Annotated in this window: 28 protein-coding genes and 1 tRNA gene; 16 read left to right on the forward strand and 13 right to left on the reverse strand. The window is 60.7% G+C overall.

Annotation, left to right across the window (positions count from 1 at the left end):
- Positions 1–59: 59 nt before the first annotated feature.
- The 11 genes from V1290_RS00265 (at position 60) to V1290_RS00315 (ending at position 5,209) form a co-directional block, all read left to right on the forward strand.
- Positions 60–776, forward strand: a complete 717-nt coding sequence (locus V1290_RS00265) for a lytic transglycosylase domain-containing protein (protein ID WP_334362427.1) — start codon at positions 60–62, stop codon at positions 774–776.
- 3 nt (positions 777–779) lie between these two features.
- On the forward strand, positions 780–1,802 hold the full coding sequence (locus V1290_RS00270) for a phage tail protein (protein ID WP_334362428.1): 1,023 nt from the start codon (positions 780–782) through the stop codon (positions 1,800–1,802).
- A gap of 151 nt (positions 1,803–1,953) precedes the next feature.
- A complete protein-coding gene (locus V1290_RS00275; RefSeq protein ID WP_334362429.1) occupies positions 1,954–2,412 on the forward strand; it encodes a M15 family metallopeptidase in 459 nt (152 codons plus the stop codon).
- 12 nt (positions 2,413–2,424) lie between these two features.
- Positions 2,425–2,616, forward strand: a complete 192-nt coding sequence (locus V1290_RS00280) for a hypothetical protein (protein ID WP_334362430.1) — start codon at positions 2,425–2,427, stop codon at positions 2,614–2,616.
- Complete coding sequence (locus tag V1290_RS00285; protein WP_334362432.1) at positions 2,613–2,858, forward strand: hypothetical protein; 246 nt, start codon at positions 2,613–2,615, stop codon at positions 2,856–2,858. Before V1290_RS00280 ends, V1290_RS00285 begins: the two co-directional genes overlap by 4 nt.
- Positions 2,859–2,862: 4 nt before the next feature.
- Positions 2,863–3,078 (forward strand): hypothetical protein, encoded by a 216-nt coding sequence (locus tag V1290_RS00290; protein ID WP_334362433.1) that lies wholly within the window; start codon positions 2,863–2,865, stop codon positions 3,076–3,078.
- Positions 3,075–3,251: a hypothetical protein gene (locus V1290_RS00295; RefSeq protein ID WP_334362434.1), complete on the forward strand. Its 177-nt coding sequence runs from the start codon at positions 3,075–3,077 to the stop codon at positions 3,249–3,251. The genes V1290_RS00290 and V1290_RS00295 overlap by 4 nt, the downstream gene beginning before the upstream one ends.
- The gene (locus V1290_RS00300; RefSeq protein WP_334362435.1) at positions 3,248–3,460 is read left to right on the forward strand and encodes a hypothetical protein; all 213 of its coding nucleotides are present in this window, start codon (positions 3,248–3,250) and stop codon (positions 3,458–3,460) included. The genes V1290_RS00295 and V1290_RS00300 overlap by 4 nt, the downstream gene beginning before the upstream one ends.
- An 8-nt stretch (positions 3,461–3,468) precedes the next feature.
- Positions 3,469–3,915 carry a hypothetical protein gene (locus V1290_RS00305; RefSeq protein ID WP_334362436.1) on the forward strand — a complete coding sequence of 149 codons (447 nt, stop codon included), beginning with the start codon at positions 3,469–3,471 and terminating at the stop codon, positions 3,913–3,915.
- Positions 3,916–4,860, forward strand: coding sequence for a metallophosphoesterase (locus tag V1290_RS00310; RefSeq protein WP_334362437.1), 945 nt, complete (start codon positions 3,916–3,918; stop codon positions 4,858–4,860). It abuts the gene before it with no gap.
- Between the two features lies 1 nt (position 4,861).
- The gene (locus tag V1290_RS00315; protein ID WP_334362438.1) at positions 4,862–5,209 is read left to right on the forward strand and encodes a SprT-like domain-containing protein; all 348 of its coding nucleotides are present in this window, start codon (positions 4,862–4,864) and stop codon (positions 5,207–5,209) included.
- 110 nt (positions 5,210–5,319) lie between these two features.
- Here V1290_RS00315 and V1290_RS00320 read toward each other — a convergent pair whose 3' ends face one another.
- The 7 genes from V1290_RS00320 to V1290_RS00345 all read right to left on the reverse strand — a co-directional run bounded on the left by V1290_RS00320 (position 5,320) and on the right by V1290_RS00345 (position 8,629).
- The gene (locus V1290_RS00320; protein ID WP_334362439.1) at positions 5,320–5,607 is read right to left on the reverse strand and encodes a hypothetical protein; all 288 of its coding nucleotides are present in this window, start codon (positions 5,605–5,607) and stop codon (positions 5,320–5,322) included.
- Between the two features lie 365 nt (positions 5,608–5,972).
- Positions 5,973–6,122 carry a hypothetical protein gene (locus V1290_RS00325; protein ID WP_334362440.1) on the reverse strand — a complete coding sequence of 50 codons (150 nt, stop codon included), beginning with the start codon at positions 6,120–6,122 and terminating at the stop codon, positions 5,973–5,975.
- A 447-nt stretch (positions 6,123–6,569) separates the two neighbouring features.
- Positions 6,570–6,767, reverse strand: a complete 198-nt coding sequence (locus tag V1290_RS00330) for a hypothetical protein (protein ID WP_334362441.1) — start codon at positions 6,765–6,767, stop codon at positions 6,570–6,572.
- 56 nt (positions 6,768–6,823) lie between these two features.
- A complete protein-coding gene (locus V1290_RS00335; RefSeq protein WP_334362443.1) occupies positions 6,824–7,096 on the reverse strand; it encodes a hypothetical protein in 273 nt (90 codons plus the stop codon).
- A 128-nt stretch (positions 7,097–7,224) separates the two neighbouring features.
- Positions 7,225–7,437, reverse strand: a complete 213-nt coding sequence (locus tag V1290_RS36390; RefSeq protein ID WP_442894953.1) for a peptide chain release factor-like protein — start codon at positions 7,435–7,437, stop codon at positions 7,225–7,227.
- 720 nt (positions 7,438–8,157) lie between these two features.
- A complete protein-coding gene (locus V1290_RS00340; protein ID WP_334362444.1) occupies positions 8,158–8,376 on the reverse strand; it encodes a hypothetical protein in 219 nt (72 codons plus the stop codon).
- Between the two features lie 34 nt (positions 8,377–8,410).
- The gene (locus V1290_RS00345; RefSeq protein WP_334362445.1) at positions 8,411–8,629 is read right to left on the reverse strand and encodes a hypothetical protein; all 219 of its coding nucleotides are present in this window, start codon (positions 8,627–8,629) and stop codon (positions 8,411–8,413) included.
- A 13-nt stretch (positions 8,630–8,642) separates the two neighbouring features.
- On the opposite strand from V1290_RS00345, the gene V1290_RS00350 reads away from it, so the two are divergent.
- A complete protein-coding gene (locus V1290_RS00350; RefSeq protein ID WP_334362446.1) occupies positions 8,643–8,861 on the forward strand; it encodes a hypothetical protein in 219 nt (72 codons plus the stop codon).
- A 5-nt stretch (positions 8,862–8,866) separates the two neighbouring features.
- On the opposite strand, the gene V1290_RS00355 is transcribed toward V1290_RS00350, so the two are convergent.
- Complete coding sequence (locus V1290_RS00355) at positions 8,867–9,277, reverse strand: hypothetical protein (protein ID WP_334362447.1); 411 nt, start codon at positions 9,275–9,277, stop codon at positions 8,867–8,869.
- Between the two features lie 122 nt (positions 9,278–9,399).
- A complete protein-coding gene (locus tag V1290_RS00360; protein ID WP_334362448.1) occupies positions 9,400–9,627 on the reverse strand; it encodes a hypothetical protein in 228 nt (75 codons plus the stop codon).
- An 875-nt stretch (positions 9,628–10,502) separates the two neighbouring features.
- Here V1290_RS00360 and V1290_RS00365 point away from each other — a divergent pair.
- Positions 10,503–10,826 (forward strand): H-NS histone family protein, encoded by a 324-nt coding sequence (locus V1290_RS00365; protein ID WP_334362449.1) that lies wholly within the window; start codon positions 10,503–10,505, stop codon positions 10,824–10,826.
- Positions 10,827–11,600: 774 nt separating this feature from the next.
- Here V1290_RS00365 and V1290_RS00370 read toward each other — a convergent pair.
- Entirely contained in the window at positions 11,601–11,852 is a 252-nt protein-coding gene (locus tag V1290_RS00370) for a PilZ domain-containing protein (protein ID WP_334362450.1), read from the reverse strand.
- Positions 11,853–12,109: 257 nt separating this feature from the next.
- Here V1290_RS00370 and V1290_RS00375 point away from each other — a divergent pair, with 257 nt between their 5' ends.
- On the forward strand, positions 12,110–12,385 hold the full coding sequence (locus V1290_RS00375; protein WP_334362451.1) for a hypothetical protein: 276 nt from the start codon (positions 12,110–12,112) through the stop codon (positions 12,383–12,385).
- A 55-nt stretch (positions 12,386–12,440) separates the two neighbouring features.
- Here the strand turns inward: V1290_RS00375 and V1290_RS00380 are convergent, their stop codons facing one another.
- The 3 genes from V1290_RS00380 to V1290_RS00390 all read right to left on the reverse strand — a co-directional run bounded on the left by V1290_RS00380 (position 12,441) and on the right by V1290_RS00390 (position 13,259).
- Entirely contained in the window at positions 12,441–12,713 is a 273-nt protein-coding gene (locus V1290_RS00380; protein ID WP_334362452.1) for a DUF3551 domain-containing protein, read from the reverse strand.
- Positions 12,714–12,811: 98 nt separating this feature from the next.
- A complete protein-coding gene (locus tag V1290_RS00385; protein ID WP_028346177.1) occupies positions 12,812–13,069 on the reverse strand; it encodes a hypothetical protein in 258 nt (85 codons plus the stop codon).
- Between the two features lie 113 nt (positions 13,070–13,182).
- A tRNA-Arg gene (locus V1290_RS00390) sits at positions 13,183–13,259 on the reverse strand.
- Positions 13,260–13,567: 308 nt separating this feature from the next.
- Between V1290_RS00390 and V1290_RS00395 the strand changes: the two genes are divergently transcribed.
- Both V1290_RS00395 and pbpC read left to right on the forward strand, forming a co-directional pair.
- Entirely contained in the window at positions 13,568–18,781 is a 5,214-nt protein-coding gene (locus V1290_RS00395; protein WP_334362453.1) for an alpha-2-macroglobulin family protein, read from the forward strand.
- Between the two features lie 11 nt (positions 18,782–18,792).
- Positions 18,793–20,937, forward strand: a complete 2,145-nt coding sequence (gene pbpC / locus V1290_RS00400; RefSeq protein WP_334362454.1) for a penicillin-binding protein 1C — start codon at positions 18,793–18,795, stop codon at positions 20,935–20,937.
- Positions 20,938–20,995: the final 58 nt, after the last annotated feature.

Genomic DNA, 20,995 nt, shown 5'->3' on the forward strand with positions numbered 1-20,995 from the left:
AGAAAGGCGACGAACGCGCCCAGCGCGAGCGTTGCTATGAACGCGGAAAATTCGATCATATGGGCCTGATAGACTCCATCATTGGCGTAGAGAGCGGGGGCAATCCCAACGCCACCAATCCTCGTTCGTCTGCGTCGGGGCTCGGTCAGTTCATCGATTCCACCTGGCTTGCGACCATTCGCACCGCAAGACCCGACATTGCTAACGGCAAATCAGATGCCGAACTTCTTGCCCTTAAGACCGACCCGCAACTCTCCCGAGAGATGACGGAAGCTTATGCGAACCAGAACCAGGGCATTCTAGCAAGGGCGGGTGTCCCCGTCACGGACGGAAATATCTATCTAAGCCATTTTGCCGGCCCTGGCGGGGCGGTGAAAGTTCTTCAAGCAGACCCCAGCGCGCCGGTTTCTGCCATCCTTGGGGATGCGGTCGTAAAGGCCAATCCATTCCTAGCTCGGATGACTGCAGGGGACTTGCAGGCGTGGGCGTCCAAGAAGGTCGGCGGTAGCGCGCCCCAAGCAGCACCCTCATCAACGGCTCCCGCTGCGGCTCCTGCGGGCCTTCTAAAGCCAGCCAATGCTGGTCTTTTGGCGCAAGCCCCGGTCTTTCCGGCCGCTACTCCGCAGGCCCAACCCGCTCAGGGCGGCGGCCTATTCGCCCAGATGCCAGCCGAGCAGGCCCCACAGGCCCAGCCGATCTTCTTTGCGCCCCGCCGCTCGCCCGATCTCTCCAAGCTCAAGGCTGCGTTCAAGCCGCCCGTTTTCTCCCGAGGATAATCAATGGCACTTCCGTTCTACAATTGGAGCCGCACGGCTGCGTCGAATGCCACGGCTGATGCAACCGTAAATTGGGCCGAAGGCATGGCGCCCAGCGCCGTGAACGATTCGGCCCGAGCTATGATGGCTTCTGCCGCTGGCTTCCGGGACGACATTGCGGGAGCTATCGCAACCGGCGGCACGTCAACCGCCTACACCGTGACATCGTATCAGGTCTTCAATTCGCTTGCGAACATGAACGGCCAGATGATCGCCTTCACGCCGCACGCGACCAACGGTGCAACGGTCACGCTCAATGTTGACGGGCTCGGGGCAAAGCCGCTGCGTTCGGCTCCCTCGGTCGAACTGCCGGCTGGCGTCCTGGTGCAGGGCTCGCCCTACATTGCGCTCTATAATTCGAGCGATGCCGTTTTCTACCTGCACGGCTATTACGTCAACCCGTACTCCATCCCGATCGCTGGCGGGATCGATTTCTGGGGCACGACCGCGCCGAACAGCTCGTTTGCATTCCCGGCAGGGCAGGCGATCAGCCGAACCACTTATTCAGCTCTATTTGCCATCATGGGAACGACCTATGGGCCTGGCGACGGGTCCACGACGTTCAACCTGCCGGACAAAACTGAACGTGTTTCGGTTATGAAGGCGGCGACGGCAACGCGGCTAACCTCCACGTATTTCGGCGGCGACAGCACAGCGCTTGGCGCAACCGGCGGTTTGGAGAGCAACACGCTTTCGCTCGCGAAATTGCCCACGGGGATTACTTCGGCGAACGCTTCGCAAGTCATCAATGTCAGCAATGCTCCCTCAACGAATTTCCCTCTGATTGGGACCACGACACCGACGACGTTTACTGGTGGTATTGGTTCGCAGTTTTACGCGATCCCAGTCGCAAACGGTACGATGTCTATTCTGAATCCCGGGCAGGTCACAAACTCTATCAGTGTTACGTCGAACAATACGAGCGGCGAGGCTCACAACAACGTTCAGCCCACCATCGTCTGCAACTACATCATTCGGATTATTTAGCTTCCGGCCACTTAGTCAGGTGGCGGGTTAAGAGCACGGCGCACAAAACAAGCAGCAAAAAGACTGCCGCCAAAGATCCGAAGAACCAAAGCATGTGGACTCCCTCCAGCCGGGGGGGATCCTACCACCACAACTCCACAGCGAGCAATAGATGACAACTTGGCCCACCCAGGCTGAGTGCCGGCGCTTTTACGGCGCGCCTGGCACGAACCAGACGATTCTGACCTTGCCATACGACATGACCTACGATGGCAAGGTCGTTAAGCGCATGACGATCAACAAGAAATGCGCCGACAGTGCGTTCAGGGCGCTGACTAAGATCGCATCAGAATACAGCGCCAGCGACCGAGCAAAGCTTGGGCTCTCGATCTTTGGGGGCTGTTACAACAACCGGCCGATGCGCGGCGGAACTCAGCTTTCGATGCACGCCTATGCCTGCGCGATCGACTTCGATCCGAACCGGAATCAATTGAAGTGGGGTCGGGATAAAGCCCGCCTCGCTCAAAAGGACTGCGAAGCCTTCTGGGCTGCGTGGGAAGAAGAGGGCTGGGTATCGCTCGGCCGCACCCGAAACTTCGACTGGATGCACGTACAGGCAGCCAGACTTTAACAGGAGAAAACCATGACTGCAATTTTTGCCTACATCATCAATCGCATGAAAGAGCCGTCCACCTACGCAGGTCTCGCGTCTCTGCTCGGCCTTGTCGGCGTCAATCTGGCCCCTGAGCACCTACAGGCGATTGTTTCGGTCGCGACCGCTATAGCCGCCGCTGTTGCCGTGTTCGTTCCCGACCTGAACAAGCCGGAAGCATGACCGCTTCTACAATTCTCTCGATTATCTCCGGAGTCCTCGCCCTCGCCCGCTGGCTGGTCGGTTACGCCGAACAGAAAAAGTGGATGGAGGCGGGGGCTGCGGAAGCAACTTTGAAGGGTTTGCAGGATGCAGACGAGGCTATCAAGGCGGGCAATGAGGCTAGGGCTGCCGCTCGCGCTACTCACACTAACGATCCCGCTAGCATCCTGCGCGACGATGACGGCTTCAAGCGTCCCGACTGACAAGGTGGCTTGCCAAGCCTTCAAGCCGATCTACTGGAGTGGCAAGGATACGCAGGCCACTGCTGCGGAAGTGAAAGAGCACAACGCCGCTTGGAAGGCCATCTGTCAGAAGCCAGGTGCGAAGTCTGACAAGAAGGTTGCCGCTCCAAAATCTGCTGGCGTGACGTTCAAGGACCGCTGGCATGAGGGCGTCAAAGTCGTGGCGACGGCATTTCGATGAGCGACGAACTACAACGCGCAATGGGCCGCGTCGAAGCCAAGGTTGATCTGCTCATTGAGCTAACAGGCAAGTACGACGATCGGCTGACCAAGGTCGAGCGCAAGGTGTGGTGGTCAAGTGGCGCTGCCGCAGTGATCGCCTTCATCACAACCAACCTCATCGGCAAACATTGATCGACTTCCGCGCCGGCATCATAGCCGTCACGATCTGCGCGCTGGTTGCTATCGCTGCGAACCGTCCGCAACCGGTCAAAGACAACCAAGTCCCGTATTGCGTGATTGTCGAGAAGGCCGCTCAGCGCGACCGGTTCGGCAATTGGCATGTGGGCTGGGGACAGGGCTACGGCCCGTGCTCATTGCAGGACATCTACCGCGAAATTTAGGGGTCATCATGCTTTTCGGCATCCTCCTTTTCATTGCCGGCGCATTCATCGCCACCCAGAACACACAGAGCAAGATCGCGTGGCCGCTGATTATCGCAGGCCTCGTGCTGATCGCGGTGCCGGTGAGAGCACAAGAACCGCACCAGCACCGCCCGCTGGATTTTCCGATCCATCACAAATTCTACAAGCACTGGAAAATGCCGGACAACCGAGCTGTTTCCTGCTGCAATGATGACGACTGCCGGCCCGCTGAAGCCTACATGAGGGGCGGCCAATGGTACGCCCGGCAAGAGGGCGATACAGGCGATTTCACGCCGATCCCCAAACACAAGGTTGACCTCGGGCTACCTGACAGCCCGGACAATCCCGATGGGCGCAATCATTTGTGCGGCAGGCGCTATGGCCCCGCTGCTGAGTTCACCACGTACTGTTTTCAGCCAGCAGCGGGGTACTGAATGGCCGGCAAGACATGCTCTGACGATGAGTTTGTAAGGCTATTCCAGACATACGGTGCAACGGAGACAGCAAGGCAACTAGGGTGCATGGAGCGGGCGGTTTACAAGCGCCGCGCCAATCTCGCGAGATTCGATCCGATCACGGCGCCGACGAAGCAGGCGATTAACTTCCCCGGTCGCCTGCCGCTTGAGATACGAAACGGAACGGCATTGATCGGGTCCGACTTCCATATCTGGCCTGGTGAGCCGTCAACCTGCCTCCGGGCCTTCAAGAAGTTCGTTGCCGACATCAAGCCATCCGCCGTCATCCTGAACGGCGACGTGATGGACTTCCCAAGGATCAGCCGGCACCCCCAGAATTGGGAGAAGGCGCCAGACCCGCAGGAAGAGATCGAATCCGTACAAGATCACCTCAACGATATCGTGCAAGCCTGCAAGCGCGGCGCTCACAAAGTCTGGACTTTGGGGAATCATGACGCGAGGTGGGAGGCAACGTTCGCTAACGCTGTCCCGCAAATGCGTGGCGTCAAGGGTGTGCATCTAGCCGACCATTTCTCCGGCGTTTGGCAGAAAGCAATGTCTTGCTTCATCAACGAGGGCGTTCCTGGCGGCGCGACGATGGTGAAGCATCGCTGGAAAGGTGGAATGAACGCCACCAGAGCGAATGCTCTAAATGCAGGCGTCAGCATGATTACGGGGCATCTCCATTCGCAGAACGTTCGACCTCTCTCTGACTATAATCGCTTTGATCGTTATGGGGTTGATACTGGCTGCGTGGCTGACAAGGAACATCGCGCGTTCAGCTACACAGAGGATTCAGCATTGGATTGGCGCTCGGGCTTTGCGCTCCTGACGTATCGGGACGGGATACTGATGCCGCCAGAGCTTATCACCAAGATGGACGCTAAAACGGTCTGGTTCCGCGGCCAGCTTCATAAGGTGTGATATGGCGCTCCCGCTGAATGTCGAGATGCTGGCGGCGGCCTATGACTATCTGTGCTGCACCCCGCCGTTCAACAAAATGAATATGCCGCACTCCGAGGACGTTAAGTTCTCCATTGGCAGACGGAAGAACGAGTTCGGGCGTTATCAGTGGATAGGCGGAGAACATCACATGGTGTTTTCAAGCCGAAACGTCGGGCGGCATATACTGCTATTGCAAACGATGTCGCATGAGATGGCGCACCTCTTCTTGGAAGTGAACGGCATGTGCGACGAACACGGTCCCGTCTTTCAGAAACTGGCAGATAAAATCTGCAAACATCATCCCGAATTTGACCGGCTGAACTTCTGATGGGCAAGACTCTCATTGTCGCGGTGGGTCTCGCCTATGCCTACATTGCGATTGAAGCACTCTTCAGGAAGAACTATCCGACAGCGATCATCTTTGGCGGGTATGCAGCGTCAAACGTCGGCCTTTGGCTGCTCGCTGACTAGGGCAGCATCTATTGCTCGTTCCCAATGAGCATCGAACATAACTTCCGTCCTATGGCTCAGTTCGTAATAGGCATTGCGTTGTTCGTCAGTCGGCTCCCGCATCGCTTCAATGGCCGCGCGGGCTTTTGCCCGCCAGAAGTTTCGCCCGCTCTCATTTAGCAGTGAATGCCAGCCACAATCCTCTGACTTAAACTCAGAGGCGCTGGTCTCAAAAGCCAGTAAGGCTTGCGCCACACGGTCAATCATTGCGCCCATGTAAAATCTCCTGAAAGTGCTTTATTTATAGCATTTCGCGACAAATCATGATAGTGTTTCCGCATGAAGCGAGACCGCATTTTCCACTGGGCCAGACATCACGCGCTTAACGATTGGATACAACTTGGCTGGGTCTTCTCAAAACCAAATGAAGTCATGCATCACCACGATTACAGCTTCCTCCTTGAGTGGCTTTGCGAGTGTCCAATCGTCCGACCCAAAGACCGCTAGGTTCTTCCGGATCACTTTCCCGGAGAAGGGAAAGCCAATGCTGAACATTGGGCCCGGCGATCACACGGTTCAGCGCTGGCAGCTCTCAATGGAAGAAATCCGCGGCCTCGTTCTCGACTGCCTGCCGGAACTTCTCAACTCCCGATGACCTCGTATTGAAAGGCCACGCCTTCCGGATCGTTCTTATCGAACCAGGCTTGAGCGGCTTCTGCAGTGGCGAAGACCTTCAGGTAGTCCTCGTGGCGGGCATCTTTGCTCGTATCGACATAGATCCAGACGGTCATCGAAGCTTCTCCCGCTCCTTCCTCGCAAACTCCCGAGCTGCTTCTAGAGCCTCTTCACGGCCCATCGTGACACTCTTCGAAATCGACCGCCGGCCGGCATTGTCATCCCAAAAGAACATTTCTCTCCCGCGAGGATACACGACCTCAAAGCTTCCAGTATCGGGAATCCCCTCTGGGCTGTGCGGAATGATGCGGACGGGATCGTCTTTAGCCATCCAGTTCATATATTTCGGGCATGGATATTCCAATAGACACTTCCAAATATGAATCTCAGCACGGCAAGCCCAAGGGGAAGAGATATTGGGCCTTTACAATTGTTTCGCCAAGCATCACGACCAGGGACAAATACTATCGGGTTCCTGAATCTATGGATTACAAGAAAGCCTGTGAGAAGGTGAGGGCGGTTGCGGCCATGCGGCGATCGGAACTGATCGTGCTGGAGCCGGACTAGCCCTTATATTTGGCTTTGAGCCGCTCTAACTCTTCGCGCTCGCGGTTCTCTACTTCGGCCTGTTGCCGCTCATCGGCCGAACACTGAGCCTCCAGATAGTTGCTCATGGCCTTCGCGTGCTGCTCTTGCAGCCATTCGATCGCGCGATAATCGACGCCCGGGACATCATGTTCCGTGAAATTCCACCCAAGCATCGAGCTTGTCTGTATGGCCGTGCATGCTGAACTCAATTTTCAGGCTGATACGGTGCTCACCCATTGTTTCTATCCTTGGCCAAGACCGAAAGCCCGGCACCCATCTCGCGGCACATGCCGCAGAACTCTGCGTGCCCGTCGTCAATGGGGTCCTTGCAGTTTTTGCAAGGCGCGGCCTTCCGTTTGCGAATGGCGTTGCGACTGGTAATCATCTTGTAGCCGTCCTCAAATTCGGCACAGCAACTGTTCATTTTGCCACGCGCCGTAACTCGGCAAAACTGCCCCTTCCGATCCTGCCGGTTCCAGTAATAGACGTAGGGGAAATCCATTTTGCTCTCGCGGGCTTTCGCTTAGGTCCGCTGGGCTCGTTTCCAGCCGATGCAATAGCCGGTAAAAACGCCAAGGCCCCAAAATACAAAGGCGGCCAATACAGGGTCTATCATCTTTCGGCTCCTGCTCAACTGCGAAAGTGTGGCGACGTGAGGCCGCCCAAGATCATATCCATCGCGATCGACCTATTGCGGTGCTGGGATCGCTCTGTCTTGCACTCGGCGGTTAGCCCGGTCGGCAGGTGCGTTACCCTCACCCCCGTTTCCGTTCCGACGTGCTGCCCTCCTGGAGGGCTTCTGCGGGCTACTTCCACCTTCAAGTCTTCAGGATTGATGTCCATCTCATCCTCGATCTTCGGTCAAGTCCGAGGTGGTGCAGGTTTCTTGATTTGAGCCAGACACCAGACGACCCACTTGGGCGGCACCTGTTGAATGATCTTTATCGCTTCTTCTCGGGTCATGTCGGTCAAGTGCGCTGGCGCGGTCGGAAGCGCCATTGGTTGTTACAACCACATAGCCCGCGTCGATAGCATTCCCGCGCCATCGTGGCGCCATCTGCGGGGGCGGGGCAGCGATAGCGATAGACGATCCGATAAATCCAATCATATCGGAAAGCTAATTCCTGTATCAGCCACAACATCATCGGCCCCCATTCGCGCTAGGCTCATAGAAGCTCGCGCCGCACTTTCTGCACATGGTTCTATGAAATCCGCTTGGCTCTGCGCTCTTGGGCACGGGTATCAGATCGTGGTCGCACCGGGCGACCCGAACGGCTCCCTTGGCTGCCTTGATCAGTTTATGTGTCACTGTTTCGCACCCCCATTCGAATCCGGCGGGGCGGGGAGGGGCATCCAGTGGGTCGCCCCTATGAACGGGCCGCGCCAAGTCGATCCCGTGACACACCACGACGTATCGATCCCATCGTAGTATCCGGATGCAACGATATTCCCGTCCCATCCTGCCAGATCGTCTTTCGAGCCGCCGACCTGCGGCCCGTAAAGCAGTATGGTTTTATCCTTCGGCGCCGTCTCGATTGGTTGCCAATTCATCTCTTTCCCTTTCTACTGAATATCGCCGACGTAATGCGCCACCTGTCGGGCGCGGACGATCTTGTATTTGCTGAGATCGCTGCCACCCGGAACGGTCCTCCAGAAGCGCTCTAGATGGCCCCTGGCTTGCCCCTCAGTGCTGAACACCTCGGATGTCCACATATCCCCGTAAGGGTTCAGGATGCCGTATCCGGTGTTGCTGGCTGTCTTCGGCCGCTTGTCCTTAGCCACTGTTTCCGTCTCCTTGCCAATCTGAGGAAGCGGCTTAGGCCGCCTCCTTTGCACGTTTGCGGTACATCAGGACAAGTTCGGCGCGCTCTCGGAGAACCTTCTCGATCGCAGCCTGATCTTCCGTTCCGCAAATCTGTTGCGCCAAGTCCCAAGCCACATCGATCCAGGCGGCCTTAGACATCTTCCATTCCCGCTCCACTTCATACATTAGGTCGGCGGGCATCATTACTGTCGGCTGGTTTTTGAGGTTCATTTCGGCTAATCCCTTGCTGATGTTTCGTACATACGATATATTCCGGCCTGTCGTCAATATCGTACATACGAAAAATGACATGGGACGCAAAAAACTTTGGACTACCCGCCTGACCCTACCGCTCGCCGCCGAGACGGTTGAGCGGCTGGACGCTGCCTTGCGGGATGGCGAAGCTCGGCTTGACTTGATCCGGGAGGCCATCGAACGGGAACTAAAGCGGCGCAAGGCGTAGCTCGGCTACTGAATTCCGGCCGGGTCGCAGATCTCGCATCTCGCGCGAGCGTCGCAGATCCCGCACTTGAATGGGTTCTGTGGGGTCTCCTTGTCGGCCGGGATTGGATACCCACAAGCCTGATTTAGCTGCCAATTCTCGGTTCCGTTGCGTTCAGCAAGAAGCCGCCAGTATTCGGCCTTGGTCCGCAATGCCTTGATTTCATCTACCAGCAAGCGCTCTGACCGCATGGACAGGCACCCTGTTTGTCGTTCCGCCACCTGATTCCCCACATCGTCGATGATCGATTCAAGTTCACTCATGTTCTCTTCATTCCTTAGTTTGGCCATATCGCGCGGGTCGGTCGGATCAACATCACAGACGCAATGGATGAAGCCGCAATGCCCGAGGCGTCGGCACCGTCCTAGAAGCATCATGTTCCACTCTTTCGGACAGCCGGCCTGATCGCTAGTGCAACAGGCCGAAGGTACAAAATCCCAGCATGAAGCCGCAGATTATGCCAACCGTCAGGCCACCAAGTTCAAAGTCATATTTCATCCTAGACTCCAATTTTCGGGCCGATATTGTCGAGTGCTGCAATAGCCTGAAGGGCTTGCAGCCGGTCGGACGAGCCAGAGATGACCTCCAGTGCGCCGCGGTATCGTTCGTTTTCTTGCCGTAGCCTGTGAATCTCGATCGCTGCGCATTCCCGCATGTTGACCCGGTCAAGGGCCGTGAGGCCGCATCGTTCGAAATCCATCAAGCGCTCGATAATGTCTCGCTCCATCAATCCCTCTTTGCGGCTCAATGCGTCAGTTGCTCTTTCGGATAGCGGACAGCTTTTGGCCTAAGTCATTGCCGAGCGCTGATAATTTCCTGATTGCGTCTGTCACCTAGGCACTCCGGGCCTCGTCTACTCCTGACCGCGAACACTCGAGCCGCCGCTTACCTCGCTTCATCGGCGCCATCACATCGCAAAACCAAAAGCGCGCCACGCGCTCGTCGGCATGCGCACAGTGGCTCACTGATCCGTCCGGGCTCCCTCAACCCAGCAGCCGGTAGATGATGCTGGTCGATGCACCGGCCAAGCAGAACGCCAGCGCCATACACACCAGCGCCTCGTCGCGATCGAATTCGGGTGGTGGCGGACTCAAGGGGGCCTCGCGCTCGGCCGTTCATTCATGAGACCGGGGGAAACGTATCGAGAGCGTTACGTTTCCTCTCGCCAGGCTATTTCGTGGTCGTTTGCGGCCGTTTCGGTTCCGCGGCAAAGCTCAGTGCCTGATCGCGCGATTTGCGTTCTGATAAAATCGTTATGATTCAATGGCTTTTTAAAGTTCCCTTAAATCATAAATGAGTTCCTGTTCAGGCCGCACCGCCGCGCGGCCCGAATAGCCGGGTGCCGCTCCTATCACCTACCCCAGGGAGACGCGCGCTCGGCTATTATGGGCGATTGTCGCCGCCGGCGCTTCCTTAATGATTGCGGGCGAAGAAAATCTGGTGCAGCTTCTTGGTGCATCTTCGAGCGGATTCCGTTATGGTTGTGTGTCACGATGCCAAGGGATGGAACTTTTCTGCCCGAAGGAGGTTCTAAATCAGCCCTATTCTACTCATGTTTTGCAACCAACGATGATAGCCATCGAATCATGATTGGGGACGGTCGTGAACCGGAAAGCCTTAAAATCAATGTCCACGGATGAGCTGTGGGCACTCCACGAAGAAGTAACCGCCAGGCTTGCAACGACTCTGCTTGCAGAGAAGCGCCTCCTTGAAGATCGCCTGAAGCAGCTCAAGGGCGTCGTCGAAGCTGAGCGCACGAAATCATCGACAGGGCGGCGTCCATATCCGACGGTCGTTCCGAAATTCCGGAATCCCGATCGGCCGTCCGAGACGTGGGCAGGCCGAGGGAAGACGCCTCGCTGGCTCGCTGCAAAACTGAAATCCGGCAAGCGGATCGATGATTTCCGAATTAGGAATGTAGCCTAGCTAGGCAGGTCTACGGTCGTTCGGTGGCGGCGTGGCTTGCACTTCGCCTGCGAGCGCGAGTTCTCGTTCGATTTGGAAATGCCGGGCTTGAAGCGTCTTCATGCTCTCCGGCACCACCTGCGTGACGTTGACCTGGGTTCAGATGCCGGCGTCACGGTCTCCCTTCAGCTTTGCTTTCTTTCAGCTTGCTTGGCGGGGATCTTGGCGGGGATCCTGGGGGCTCCGCATCGAGCGTCGTTTCAATACTCGTCTCAAAGGCTCTGACAATTCCCATGCGCGCGAACAGCATGGGTCCACGATCTTCGGCGGCATCAATAAGCATCTGGATGGCGAGCCGCCATTCCTGACGTTCGCGTTCGGGCTGAGGAAGGGTCCTTATGTAGTCGGCGGCGTCTCGCAGGGTTTGCGCTGGCGGCCCTTTCGGGAGCGGCACAGGCTGAGCGAACGGACGATCCCAAGACATGTTCGACCTCCCGTCACAAACTCGAAACGACCGACCGCAAACGATACGCGAAGGCGGCTCGCCCGTCATTAGCTTGCGTGCCGGTGGAACCGAAGGGATTCGACGCGGAGCCCCGCTGTTAGTTCCATTCTCCAAGGCTGTTTTGTCTCCAAGCCTGTTTTGCCTCCAAGCCTGTCTTGCCTGCTGCGGTCTTGCCTGACAGGACTTCTGGGCTTTGCAGGATACGCCTAGATGGCGGCTTCGAGCGAGTTGGCGCGTGAGCCGCCCGCGTCGGCGCAACGGATGCGGGATGGCGCCTGGTCGCAGATCGATCAGTTTTGAAACGCAACACCGACGAAATCGCCTTGCCGCCAGATTACGCGGCATTCGCGAATGTTGTGAAAATTGTCGAAGGTCAATTCGAAATTTAGGGGCAGCAGGTTGAGGTCGTGGAGTTCAATTCCAGCCCCGGAATTCGTGACATCCTGAACGCGGCAGGTGAAGACACCGCGCCGAGCGTCGAAGAACAGCAACGCGCTTTTCGAAATCGTCGTCCTTGCGACAGATCGGCGGTCGAATTCCATCTCGGCTACCAACGGTTCACGCAGCCCTGGCAAGCAGGCTAACGGATTGTCCCAGGGCGGCAATCAGGTTCGGCCTTTTTCGTAAACAATCAATTTTAATGATTGTAGAAAGTCGCGTTTATCGGGCGGAGCGGCGCCGTCACGACGGTAATAGTTGCGGCTTAAGCACAGCTCCGACCGTTCCGTTGGCGGAACTCACAATCGGGCTTGATGCGTCGCTGAAAGCCATGGCCCTCTGACATAGAGAGGGGAATCACATGGCCTTACGTTGGATGTGTGTGCTGGCGCTGTGTCTGGGTACATCAAGCGCCGCATTTGCGAGTGACCAGTCCGGTGTCTTGCGTCGAATTTCGTGTCCGGTCGTGCGTTACTACGTGGCGAAATACAGCGCGCCCGCCGCAGAGCACTGGGCACGGAGCAAGGGCGCGAGCGACGCCGAGATCGAAGCGGCCCGGCGCTGCCTGCAGTCCGACACGACGCGAACGGCTAGGGCACCACGAAGGCCGCTGGCGCTAGGCAGCTACGGCTGGTGAACAGCGGGCGGGAGTGGCGAGGTGCGAGCCACGCCCCATCGAAGCGAACCGATTTTCAATAGGACTGATACCGCTTCGGGCGCTTGCCGCGCCCGGCATAGTACGGGTTAACGACGCATTGCGCGGAGCGGCCCGATGCTGACGCCTGACACTGCGCCATGGTTCGATAGTGGCACTCGAAATAGTAGTCCACGAAGCCTTGGTAGACCTGCAGGCAAACGGGGTAGCTGGGATCGTAGGTCTGAGCTCGGGCGGGTGCGGGCAGGGCGATCGTCGCGGCCAAAATCGTCAGAGCTATTGCCGTGACGGGTGCGTGCGGCAGTTTCATCCCAATATCCTCCCAGCCTTCCTCGCAGAATTATCGCGGTTCTCTCCCCACGACAGAACACCAGCGCTCCGAGCTTATTCCAGCAGGCAGCACACTCGTCAGACTTCCCAGTCCTGAAATCCGTACTCGCGATAGATGACGGCGCGATCGGCATGGGGGTTCAGCCGGCACTTGGCCTGGGCGAGATGCAGGTTGATGGTCCCGGGCTGACAATTGGCTGCCAAGAGCTTCCGGATATCGTCCATCTGCTGGCGCGACTGCTGGGTCGGCTCGAGCTGCTCAAGTGCGACCAGCGCCGTCGCCAGCGCTTCCGTGACGACCCATTCGTCGTGGCCGGTGATTCCCTTTTTTGGCATGACGTCCGCATCCTTTGTCAGGGCAACGGAAGCAATCGCTGGCCGGCATCATAAGCCGAGAATCCAACCGAGACGAGAATGAAGTCGAAATTGCGGAAAAGCGCGAAATGGTATGGCGATCCCAGCAGGATTCGAACCTGCAACCCACGGAGTAGAAATCCGTTACTCTATCCAGTTGAGCTATGGGACCGTCGGGGCTGTCTCGCCGCCTTGAGCCTTTCTACCACTGCCAATATGAAAAATCCGCCTTCCCGCCAAGACGGTCGAACCGATTTCCTCAAGGGTGCGACAAAGCCAGACGGCGGGCCGTAGCCTCGGGCCTGCCCCAATATACATGCCTCCCCGCTGACCGTCTGCTACGGGACGGCCGCGACCGTTTGGACTGCCTAAGCCATGCATGCGACCCTTCCGCAAGCCTTCACCACCGCCATCAGTCCGTCACCTTTTCGCGCCTTTTTTGGTCGTTACGCGGCATCTGTCCGCGGCAAGGAGCCCATCATGATCGGTTTGGTTCGCGCCACAGTGATTTGCGCCACGCTGGCGCTTGGCCTGACGGCGGCGGGGGCCGCGGACAAGGCATTCAAGCGCGACGAGCTGGCCGATTCGGCCGTGAAGCTGGAGGCCCAGATCAAGAGCGAGGCGGGGCCGGTGGCGAAATCCTCCGCGACGCTGCGCAACGACGCCGACGCCGCCTTCAAGCGCGCCGACTTCCGGGTGGGCCTGCAGATCCTCGGCCAGATCGCGGCGACCACGCCAGAAGACAGCGCCAACTGGCTGCGGCTCGCCAAGACCATCTTCCAGATCCGCTCCGTCAGTTCCAGCGAACAGACCTTCCTCTATGAGCGCGCCTCGACCGCGGCCTACATCGCCTATCAGCGCGCCGGCAACCAGGCCGAGGAGGCTGATGCGCTGGCCGTGCTGGGCCGGGCGATGTCCGAGCGCAAGCTGTGGCGCCCGGCACTGGATGCGTTGCGGCTGTCGCTCGACATGCGTGAGGTCGCCGAGGTCCGCGGCCAGTACGAGAAGATGCGCGATCAGCACGGCTTCCGGCTGCTCGACTATACCGTGGATTCCGACGGCGCCTCGCCGCGCGCCTGTTTCCAGTTCTCCGAAGACCTCGCCAAGCGGGTCGATTTCGCGCCCTTCGTGGCGCTGGCCGGCACCGACAAGCCGGCGCTGACGAGCGAAGGCAAGCAGCTCTGCGTCGACGGGCTGAAGCATGGCGAGCGCTACAACATCAACCTGCGCGCCGGCCTGCCGTCCACGGTGAAGGAGAGCCTGCCGAAATCGGCCGAGTTCAACGTCTATGTCCGCGACCGCAAGCCGTTCGTGCGCTTCACCGGCCGCGCCTATGTGCTGCCGCGCACCGGCCAGCGCGGCATTCCGCTGGTCAGCGTCAACACGCCTTCGGTGAACGTCAACGTGTTCCGGATCGGCGACCGGAACCTGATCAACACGGTGGTCGACAGCGATTTTCAGAAGACGCTCTCCAGCTATCAGCTCTCCGATCTCGGCAACGAGCGCGGGGTCAAGGTCTGGTCCGGCGAGCTCGCCACCGCCTCGACGCTGAACCAGGACGTCGTGACGGCTTTCCCGGTCGACCAGGTGCTCGGAGATCTGCAGCCGGGCGTCTACGTGATGACGGCCGCCGCCAAGGGCCCGGGCAGCAGCAGCGACGATGACGGCACACTGGCGACGCAATGGTTCATCGTCTCCGACTTGGGCTTGACGGCGTTTTCCGGCAATGACGGCATCCATGTCTTCGTCAATTCGCTGGCTTCGACCGAAGCCGTATCTAAGGCCGAAGTGCGGCTGGTCGCGCGCAACAACGAGATCCTGGCCACGCGCAAGACCGACGATGCCGGCCACGTGCTGTTCGAGGCGGGGCTTGCGCGCGGCGAGGGCGGGCTCTCGCCGGCGTTGCTGACGGTGATGAGCGAGAAGGCGGACTACGCCTTCCTTAGCCTGAAGACCAATGCCTTCGACCTCACCGACCGCGGCGTGTCAGGACGGATCGTGCCGCCTGGCGCCGACGCCTTCGTCTATGCCGAGCGTGGGGTCTACCGGTCGAACGAGACCGTCTACCTGACCGCGCTGCTGCGCGACGGGCAGGGCAACGCCTTGGCCGGCGGGCCGCTGACGCTGGTGATCGAGCGGCCGGACGGCGTCGAATTCCGCCGCGCCCAGCTCCCCGACCAGGGCGCGGGTGGCCGCTCCATGGCCGTGCCGCTCAATTCGGCGGTCCCGACCGGGACCTGGCGGGTGCGCGCCTTTACCGACCCCAAGGGCTCGTCCGTCGGCGAGACCACCTTCATGGTCGAGGACTACATCCCCGAACGGATCGAATTCGACGTCTCGGCCAAGGAAAAGGTGATCAAGGCTGAGACCCCGGTTGAACTGAAGGTCGCTGGCAAGTTCCTTTATGGTGCGCCGGCGTCGGGCCTGCAGCTCGAAGGCGACATGCTGGTCGCCCCCGCAGCCTCCGGGCGGCCCGGCTATCCCGGCTATCAGTTCGGTGTGGAGGACGAGGAAACCGCTTCCAACGAGCGCACCCCGATCGAGAACCTGCCGGAGGCCGACGCCAATGGTGTTGCGACCTTCCCGGTGTCGCTGGCGAAGGCGCCGACCTCGACCCAGCCGCAGGAGGCGCAGATCTTCATCCGGATGGTGGAGACCGGCGGCCGCGCGGTCGAGCGCAAGCTGGTGCTCCCCGTGGCGCCGACCGCGGCCCTGATCGGCATCAAGCCGCTGTTCGGCGACAAGAGCGTCGCTGAAGGCGACAAGGCCGAGTTCGACGTGGTCTTCGTCAGCCCGGACGGCAAGCAACTGTCGCGCGACGATCTGCGCTACGAACTCTTGAAGATGGAGTCGCGCTATCAGTGGTATCGTCAGAATTCGTCCTGGGAATATGAGCCGGTCAAATCCACCAAACGCGTTGCCGATGGCGACCTGACGCTGACATCAGACAAGGCGGCGCGGGTGTCGGTCGCGCCGGAGCCCGGCCGCTATCGCCTGGACGTCAAATCGAACGAGGCGGATGGCCCGATCACCTCGGTGCAGTTCGACGTCGGCTGGTATTCCGACGGAAGCGCCGATACGCCGGACCTGTTGGAGACCTCGATCGACAAGCCGGAATACGCCTCCGGCGACACCATGGTGGTGTCGGTCAATGCCCGCACCGCCGGGAAGCTCACCATCAACGTGCTCGGCGACCGCCTGCTGACGACCCAGACCGTCGACGTCAAGGAAGGCACCCAGCAGGTCAAACTGACCGTCAGCAAGGATTGGGGCACAGGCGCCTATGTGCTGGCGACGCTGCGGCGACCGCTGGACGCGGCGGCGTTGCGGATGCCCGGACGGGCGATCGGGCTAAAATGGTTCGGGATCGACAAGAAGGCGCGCACGCTCCAAGTCGCGCTGTCGCCGCCACCGCTGGTTCGGCCCGGCACCAGCTTAAAGATCCCGGTCAAGCTGGGTGGGCTCAATCCCGGCGAGGACGCCAAGGTCGTGGTCGCCGCGGTCGATGTCGGCATTCTCAACCTGACCAACTACAAGCCGCCGGCACCCGATGACTATTATCTCGGCCAGCGCCGCCTGACGGCCGAAATCCGCGACCTCTACGGCCAGTTGATCGACGGTATGCAGGGTACCCGCGGCCAGATCAGGACCGGCGGCGATTCCGCCGGCGCCGAGCTGCAGGGCTCACCGCCCACGCAGAAGCCGCTCGCGCTCTATTCCGGCATCGTCACGGTTGGCGCCGACGGCACCGCCGAGATCAGTTTCGACATTCCGGAGTTCGCCGGTACTGCACGCGTGATGGCGGTGGCGTGGAACGCGACCAAGCTTGGCCGCGCCACCATCGATGTCACGGTGCGTGACCCCGTCGTGCTGACGGCGACGCTGCCGCGCTTCCTGCTCAATGGCGATAAGGGCACCATGAGTTTCGACCTCGACAATGTCGAGGGCGCCCCTGGCGACTACAGCATCAGCGTGAAGACCTCGGGACCCGTGAAGGTGACGGGCAATCCGACCACGACGGTCAAACTCGCGGCCAAGCAGCGGACCTCGATGTCGCTGGCGCTCGATGCCGGCGGCGCCGGCACCGCCAATCTCGACGTCGACATCAAGGGCCCGAACGGGCTGACGCTGGCGCGGCATTATGCGCTCGACGTCAAGGCGGCGACGCAGGTGCTGGCGCGGCGCTCGATCCGGACATTGGCGAAAGGCGAGAGCCTGACGCTGACTCCTGACATGTTCTCCGACCTCGTGTCGGGCACCGGCAGCGTCTCGCTGTCGGTCAGCCTATCCACCGCACTCGATGCGGCGACCATTTTGAAGGCGCTGGATCGCTACCCGCACGGATGCTCCGAGCAGATCACGAGCCGCGCAATGCCGTTGCTCTATGTCAATGATCTGGCGGCCGGCGCGCACCTGGCGATGGATACCGCCGTCGACCAGCGCATCAAGGACGCGATCGAACGGCTGCTGGCGCGGCAGGGCTCGAACGGCTCGTTCGGGCTGTGGTCGGCGGGCGGCGAAGACGCTTGGCTCGACGCCTATGTGACGGACTTCCTGACGCGGGCCCGCGAAAAGGGCTTTGCGGTGCCGGACGTGCTGTTCAAGAACGCGCTGGATCGCATCCGCAACTCCGTGGTCAATGCCAACGAGCCGGAAAAGGACGGCGGCCGCGATCTGGCCTACGGCCTCTACGTGCTCGCCCGCAATGGCGCAGCGCCGATCGGCGATCTCCGCTATCTCGCCGACACCAAGCTGAGCAATCTCGCAACGCCGATTGCGAAATCGCAGCTCGCCGCGGCGCTGGCGCTGGTCGGCGACAAGACGCGGGCGGAACGGGTCTATGCGGCGGCACTCGATGCGCTGGCGCCAAAACCGGTAATCGAGTTCGGCCGCGTCGATTACGGCTCGGCGCTGCGCGACGCGGCGGCGCTGGTCTCGCTCGCCAGCGAAGGCAACGCGCCGCGGGCGACACTGACACAGGCCGTTCAGCGGGTCGAAGCGGCGCGGGGGCTTACGCCCTACACCTCCACGCAGGAGAATGCTTGGATGGTGCTGGCCGCGCGAGCGCTGTCAAAGGAAACGCTGGCGCTCGATATCGATGGATCGCCGGTCAAGGCCGCCGTCTATCGCAGCTACAAGGCCGAGGCGGTGGCCGGCAAGCCGGTCAAGATCACCAATACCGGCGATGCGCCGGTGCAGGCGGTGGTCTCGGTCTCGGGCTCGCCGGTTACGCCGGAGCCCGCGGCTTCCAACGGCTTCAAGATCGAGCGCAGCTATTTCTCGCTCGACGGCAAGCCCGCCGACGTCACCAAGGCCAAGCAGAACGATCGCTTCGCGGTGGTGCTGAAGATCACCGAGGCCAAGCCGGAACGCGGGCACATCATGGTGGCCGACTATCTGCCGGCCGGTCTCGAGATCGACAACCCGCGCCTGGTGTCGTCCGGTGACTCCGGCACGCTGGACTGGATCGAGGACGGCGCGGAGCCGGAGCATACCGAGTTCCGCGACGACCGCTTCACCGCGGCGATCGAGCGCGCCAGCGACGACCAGTCGGTGTTCACGGTGGCTTACATCGTGCGCGCGGTCTCGCCCGGCAAATACGTGCTGCCGCAGGCCCATGTCGAGGACATGTACAACCCCTCGCGCTACGGCCGTACCGGCACCGGCTCGGTCGATGTGCGTCCGGCGAAATGAGCGATGGTGGGATGAGCGACGCGGCGTCACCACAATCTCAATCGTCATGCCCGGGCAAGCCCGGCCATGGCGGTGGTATTGGGCCTCGCCGCTTTTTCCGGATCGCCGTAACGCTGGCCTTTGTCCTCGTCGTCATCACGACCGCCTTCGCGGGTTGGGTCTACGCGCTGGGCCCATTGCCGCTGGAAGAGGCGCGCAAAGTCTCCACCACCATCGTCGATCGCAACGGCAAGCTGCTGCGCGCCTATGCGATGGCCGACGGACGGTGGCGGTTGGCGGTGGAGGCAAAGACCGCGGTCGATCCCGGGTATCTCAAGGTGCTACTTGCTTACGAGGACCGCCGGTTCTGGTCGCATGGCGGCGTCGATCCGCTGGCGCTGGGACGGGCGGCGCTGCAACTGGCGAGCCGCGGCCACATCGTCTCCGGCGGCTCGACGATTACGATGCAACTGGCGCGGCTGATGGAGCCGCGGCGCGAGCGCTCGGTCTACGCAAAGCTGCGCCAGATGGTGCGCGCGGTCCAGCTCGAGCGGCAACTGAGCAAGGACGAAATCCTCGATCTCTATCTGGCGCTGGCGCCGTTCGGCGGCAATCTCGAAGGCATCCGCGCCGCATCCATTGCCTATTTCGGCAAGGAGCCGAAGCGGCTTTCGCTCGCTGAAGCCGCATTGCTGGTCGCGCTGCCGCAATCGCCGGAACGCCGCCGGCTCGACCGTCATCCGGAAGCCGCCCACGCCGCACGGGACCGCGTGCTGGCACGGATGGTCGAGGATGGCGTGGTGTCGCAAGAGGACGCGGCGCAGGCCAAGGCGGTGGCGGTGCCGCGGCTGCGCAAGCCGATGCCGATCCTGGCGCCGCATTCCTCCGATTCCGCGATGGCGACGGTGAAAGGTACGCCGCTGATCAAGCTCACGCTGGATTCCGGCTTGCAGAAGACGCTGGAAGCCTTGGCGCGCGACCGTGCCGTGGCGCAGGGACCGAATATTTCAGTCGCCATCATCGCGGTCGACAACGAAACGGGCGACGTGCTGGCGCGCGTGGGCTCGGCGGATTATTTCGACGAGCGCCGCGCCGGACAGGTCGACATGACCCGCGCCGTGCGCTCGCCTGGATCGACGCTAAAACCGTTCATCTACGGGCTCGCGTTCGAGGATGGCTTTGTGCACCCCGAAAGCCTGATCGATGACCGCCCGATCCGCTTCGGCTCCTATGCGCCGGAAAATTTCGACATGACGTTCCAGGGCACCGTGCCGGTGCGTAAGGCGTTGCAACTCTCGCTGAACGTGCCGGCGATCGCGCTGCTCGACCGTGTCGGCTCCAGCCGGCTGTCGTCGCGGCTGAAGCAGGCCGGCGGCAATCTCGTGCTGCCGAAGGACGAAGCGCCGGGTCTGGCGATGGGCCTTGGCGGCGTCGGCGTTACTTTGCAGGACCTGGCGCAGCTCTATGCCGGGCTGGCGCGGCTGGGTGCGGCGCGGCCGTTGCGCGAGATCGTGCTCACCAAGGACGAGCGTGAGCCGCTCCGGCTGATGGACCACGCCGCCGCCTGGCAGGTCGGTAACGTATTGCTTGGCACGCCGCCGCCGGAAAACGGCGTGCATAACAAAATTGCGTTCAAGACCGGCACCAGCTACGGCTATCGCGACGCGTGGTCGGTCGGTTTCGATGGCCGCATCACGATCGGCGTGTGGGTCGGGCGTCCCGACGGCGCGCCAGTGCCGGGCCTGGTCGGCCGCACCGCCGCCGCGCCGATCCTGTTCGACGCCTTTGCGCGCACCGGGAAAATCCCTGCGGCGCTGCCGAAGCCGCCGAAAGGTGCGCTGATCGCCAGCAACGCCAAGCTGCCATTGCCGCTGCGGCGGTTCCGTCCGGTCGGCGAACTGATCCGGACCGGCAGCGATTCTGCGCCGCGCATCCAGTTTCCCCTGAACGGGTCGCGCATCGACGTCGACCGTTCAAGCGACGGGCAGGCCGCCGGGATGCCGGTCAAGGTTGCCGGCGGCGTGCTGCCGCTGATCATCATGATGAACGGCACTTCAGTCGGCGAGATCGACAGCCGTCGCCAGCGCCTGGTCGATCCGCCCGGACCGGGCTTTGCCCGGTTGACCGTGATCGATGCGACCGGCGCGGCCGATACCGTGGTCATCCGGGTACAGTAAGGAAAAACGCTCTGTTGACCACGACTTAGGGGTTTTGCGGTGTTGTTTGCACTGCGGT

Source organism: Bradyrhizobium sp. AZCC 1578 (assembly GCF_036924675.1).
Lineage (GTDB): Bacteria > Pseudomonadota > Alphaproteobacteria > Rhizobiales > Xanthobacteraceae > Bradyrhizobium.

Coding starts and splice junctions, on each gene's coding strand:
- V1290_RS00265 (WP_334362427.1), top strand. CDS start 60: ATGGGCCTGATAGACTCCATCATTGGCGTAGAGAGCGGGGGCAATCCC.
- V1290_RS00270 (WP_334362428.1), top strand. CDS start 780: ATGGCACTTCCGTTCTACAATTGGAGCCGCACGGCTGCGTCGAATGCC.
- V1290_RS00275 (WP_334362429.1), top strand. CDS start 1,954: ATGACAACTTGGCCCACCCAGGCTGAGTGCCGGCGCTTTTACGGCGCG.
- V1290_RS00280 (WP_334362430.1), top strand. CDS start 2,425: ATGACTGCAATTTTTGCCTACATCATCAATCGCATGAAAGAGCCGTCC.
- V1290_RS00285 (WP_334362432.1), top strand. CDS start 2,613: ATGACCGCTTCTACAATTCTCTCGATTATCTCCGGAGTCCTCGCCCTC.
- V1290_RS00295 (WP_334362434.1), top strand. CDS start 3,075: ATGAGCGACGAACTACAACGCGCAATGGGCCGCGTCGAAGCCAAGGTT.
- V1290_RS00305 (WP_334362436.1), top strand. CDS start 3,469: ATGCTTTTCGGCATCCTCCTTTTCATTGCCGGCGCATTCATCGCCACC.
- V1290_RS00310 (WP_334362437.1), top strand. CDS start 3,916: ATGGCCGGCAAGACATGCTCTGACGATGAGTTTGTAAGGCTATTCCAG.
- V1290_RS00315 (WP_334362438.1), top strand. CDS start 4,862: ATGGCGCTCCCGCTGAATGTCGAGATGCTGGCGGCGGCCTATGACTAT.
- V1290_RS00320 (WP_334362439.1), bottom strand. CDS start 5,607: ATGGGCGCAATGATTGACCGTGTGGCGCAAGCCTTACTGGCTTTTGAG.
- V1290_RS00325 (WP_334362440.1), bottom strand. CDS start 6,122: ATGACCGTCTGGATCTATGTCGATACGAGCAAAGATGCCCGCCACGAG.
- V1290_RS00330 (WP_334362441.1), bottom strand. CDS start 6,767: ATGCTTGGGTGGAATTTCACGGAACATGATGTCCCGGGCGTCGATTAT.
- V1290_RS00335 (WP_334362443.1), bottom strand. CDS start 7,096: ATGGATTTCCCCTACGTCTATTACTGGAACCGGCAGGATCGGAAGGGG.
- V1290_RS36390 (WP_442894953.1), bottom strand. CDS start 7,437: ATGGACATCAATCCTGAAGACTTGAAGGTGGAAGTAGCCCGCAGAAGC.
- V1290_RS00345 (WP_334362445.1), bottom strand. CDS start 8,629: ATGAACCTCAAAAACCAGCCGACAGTAATGATGCCCGCCGACCTAATG.
- V1290_RS00355 (WP_334362447.1), bottom strand. CDS start 9,277: ATGATGCTTCTAGGACGGTGCCGACGCCTCGGGCATTGCGGCTTCATC.
- V1290_RS00360 (WP_334362448.1), bottom strand. CDS start 9,627: ATGGAGCGAGACATTATCGAGCGCTTGATGGATTTCGAACGATGCGGC.
- V1290_RS00370 (WP_334362450.1), bottom strand. CDS start 11,852: ATGGAATTCGACCGCCGATCTGTCGCAAGGACGACGATTTCGAAAAGC.
- V1290_RS00375 (WP_334362451.1), top strand. CDS start 12,110: ATGGCCTTACGTTGGATGTGTGTGCTGGCGCTGTGTCTGGGTACATCA.
- V1290_RS00380 (WP_334362452.1), bottom strand. CDS start 12,713: ATGAAACTGCCGCACGCACCCGTCACGGCAATAGCTCTGACGATTTTG.
- V1290_RS00385 (WP_028346177.1), bottom strand. CDS start 13,069: ATGCCAAAAAAGGGAATCACCGGCCACGACGAATGGGTCGTCACGGAA.
- V1290_RS00395 (WP_334362453.1), top strand. CDS start 13,568: ATGATCGGTTTGGTTCGCGCCACAGTGATTTGCGCCACGCTGGCGCTT.
- pbpC (WP_334362454.1), top strand. CDS start 18,793: ATGAGCGACGCGGCGTCACCACAATCTCAATCGTCATGCCCGGGCAAG.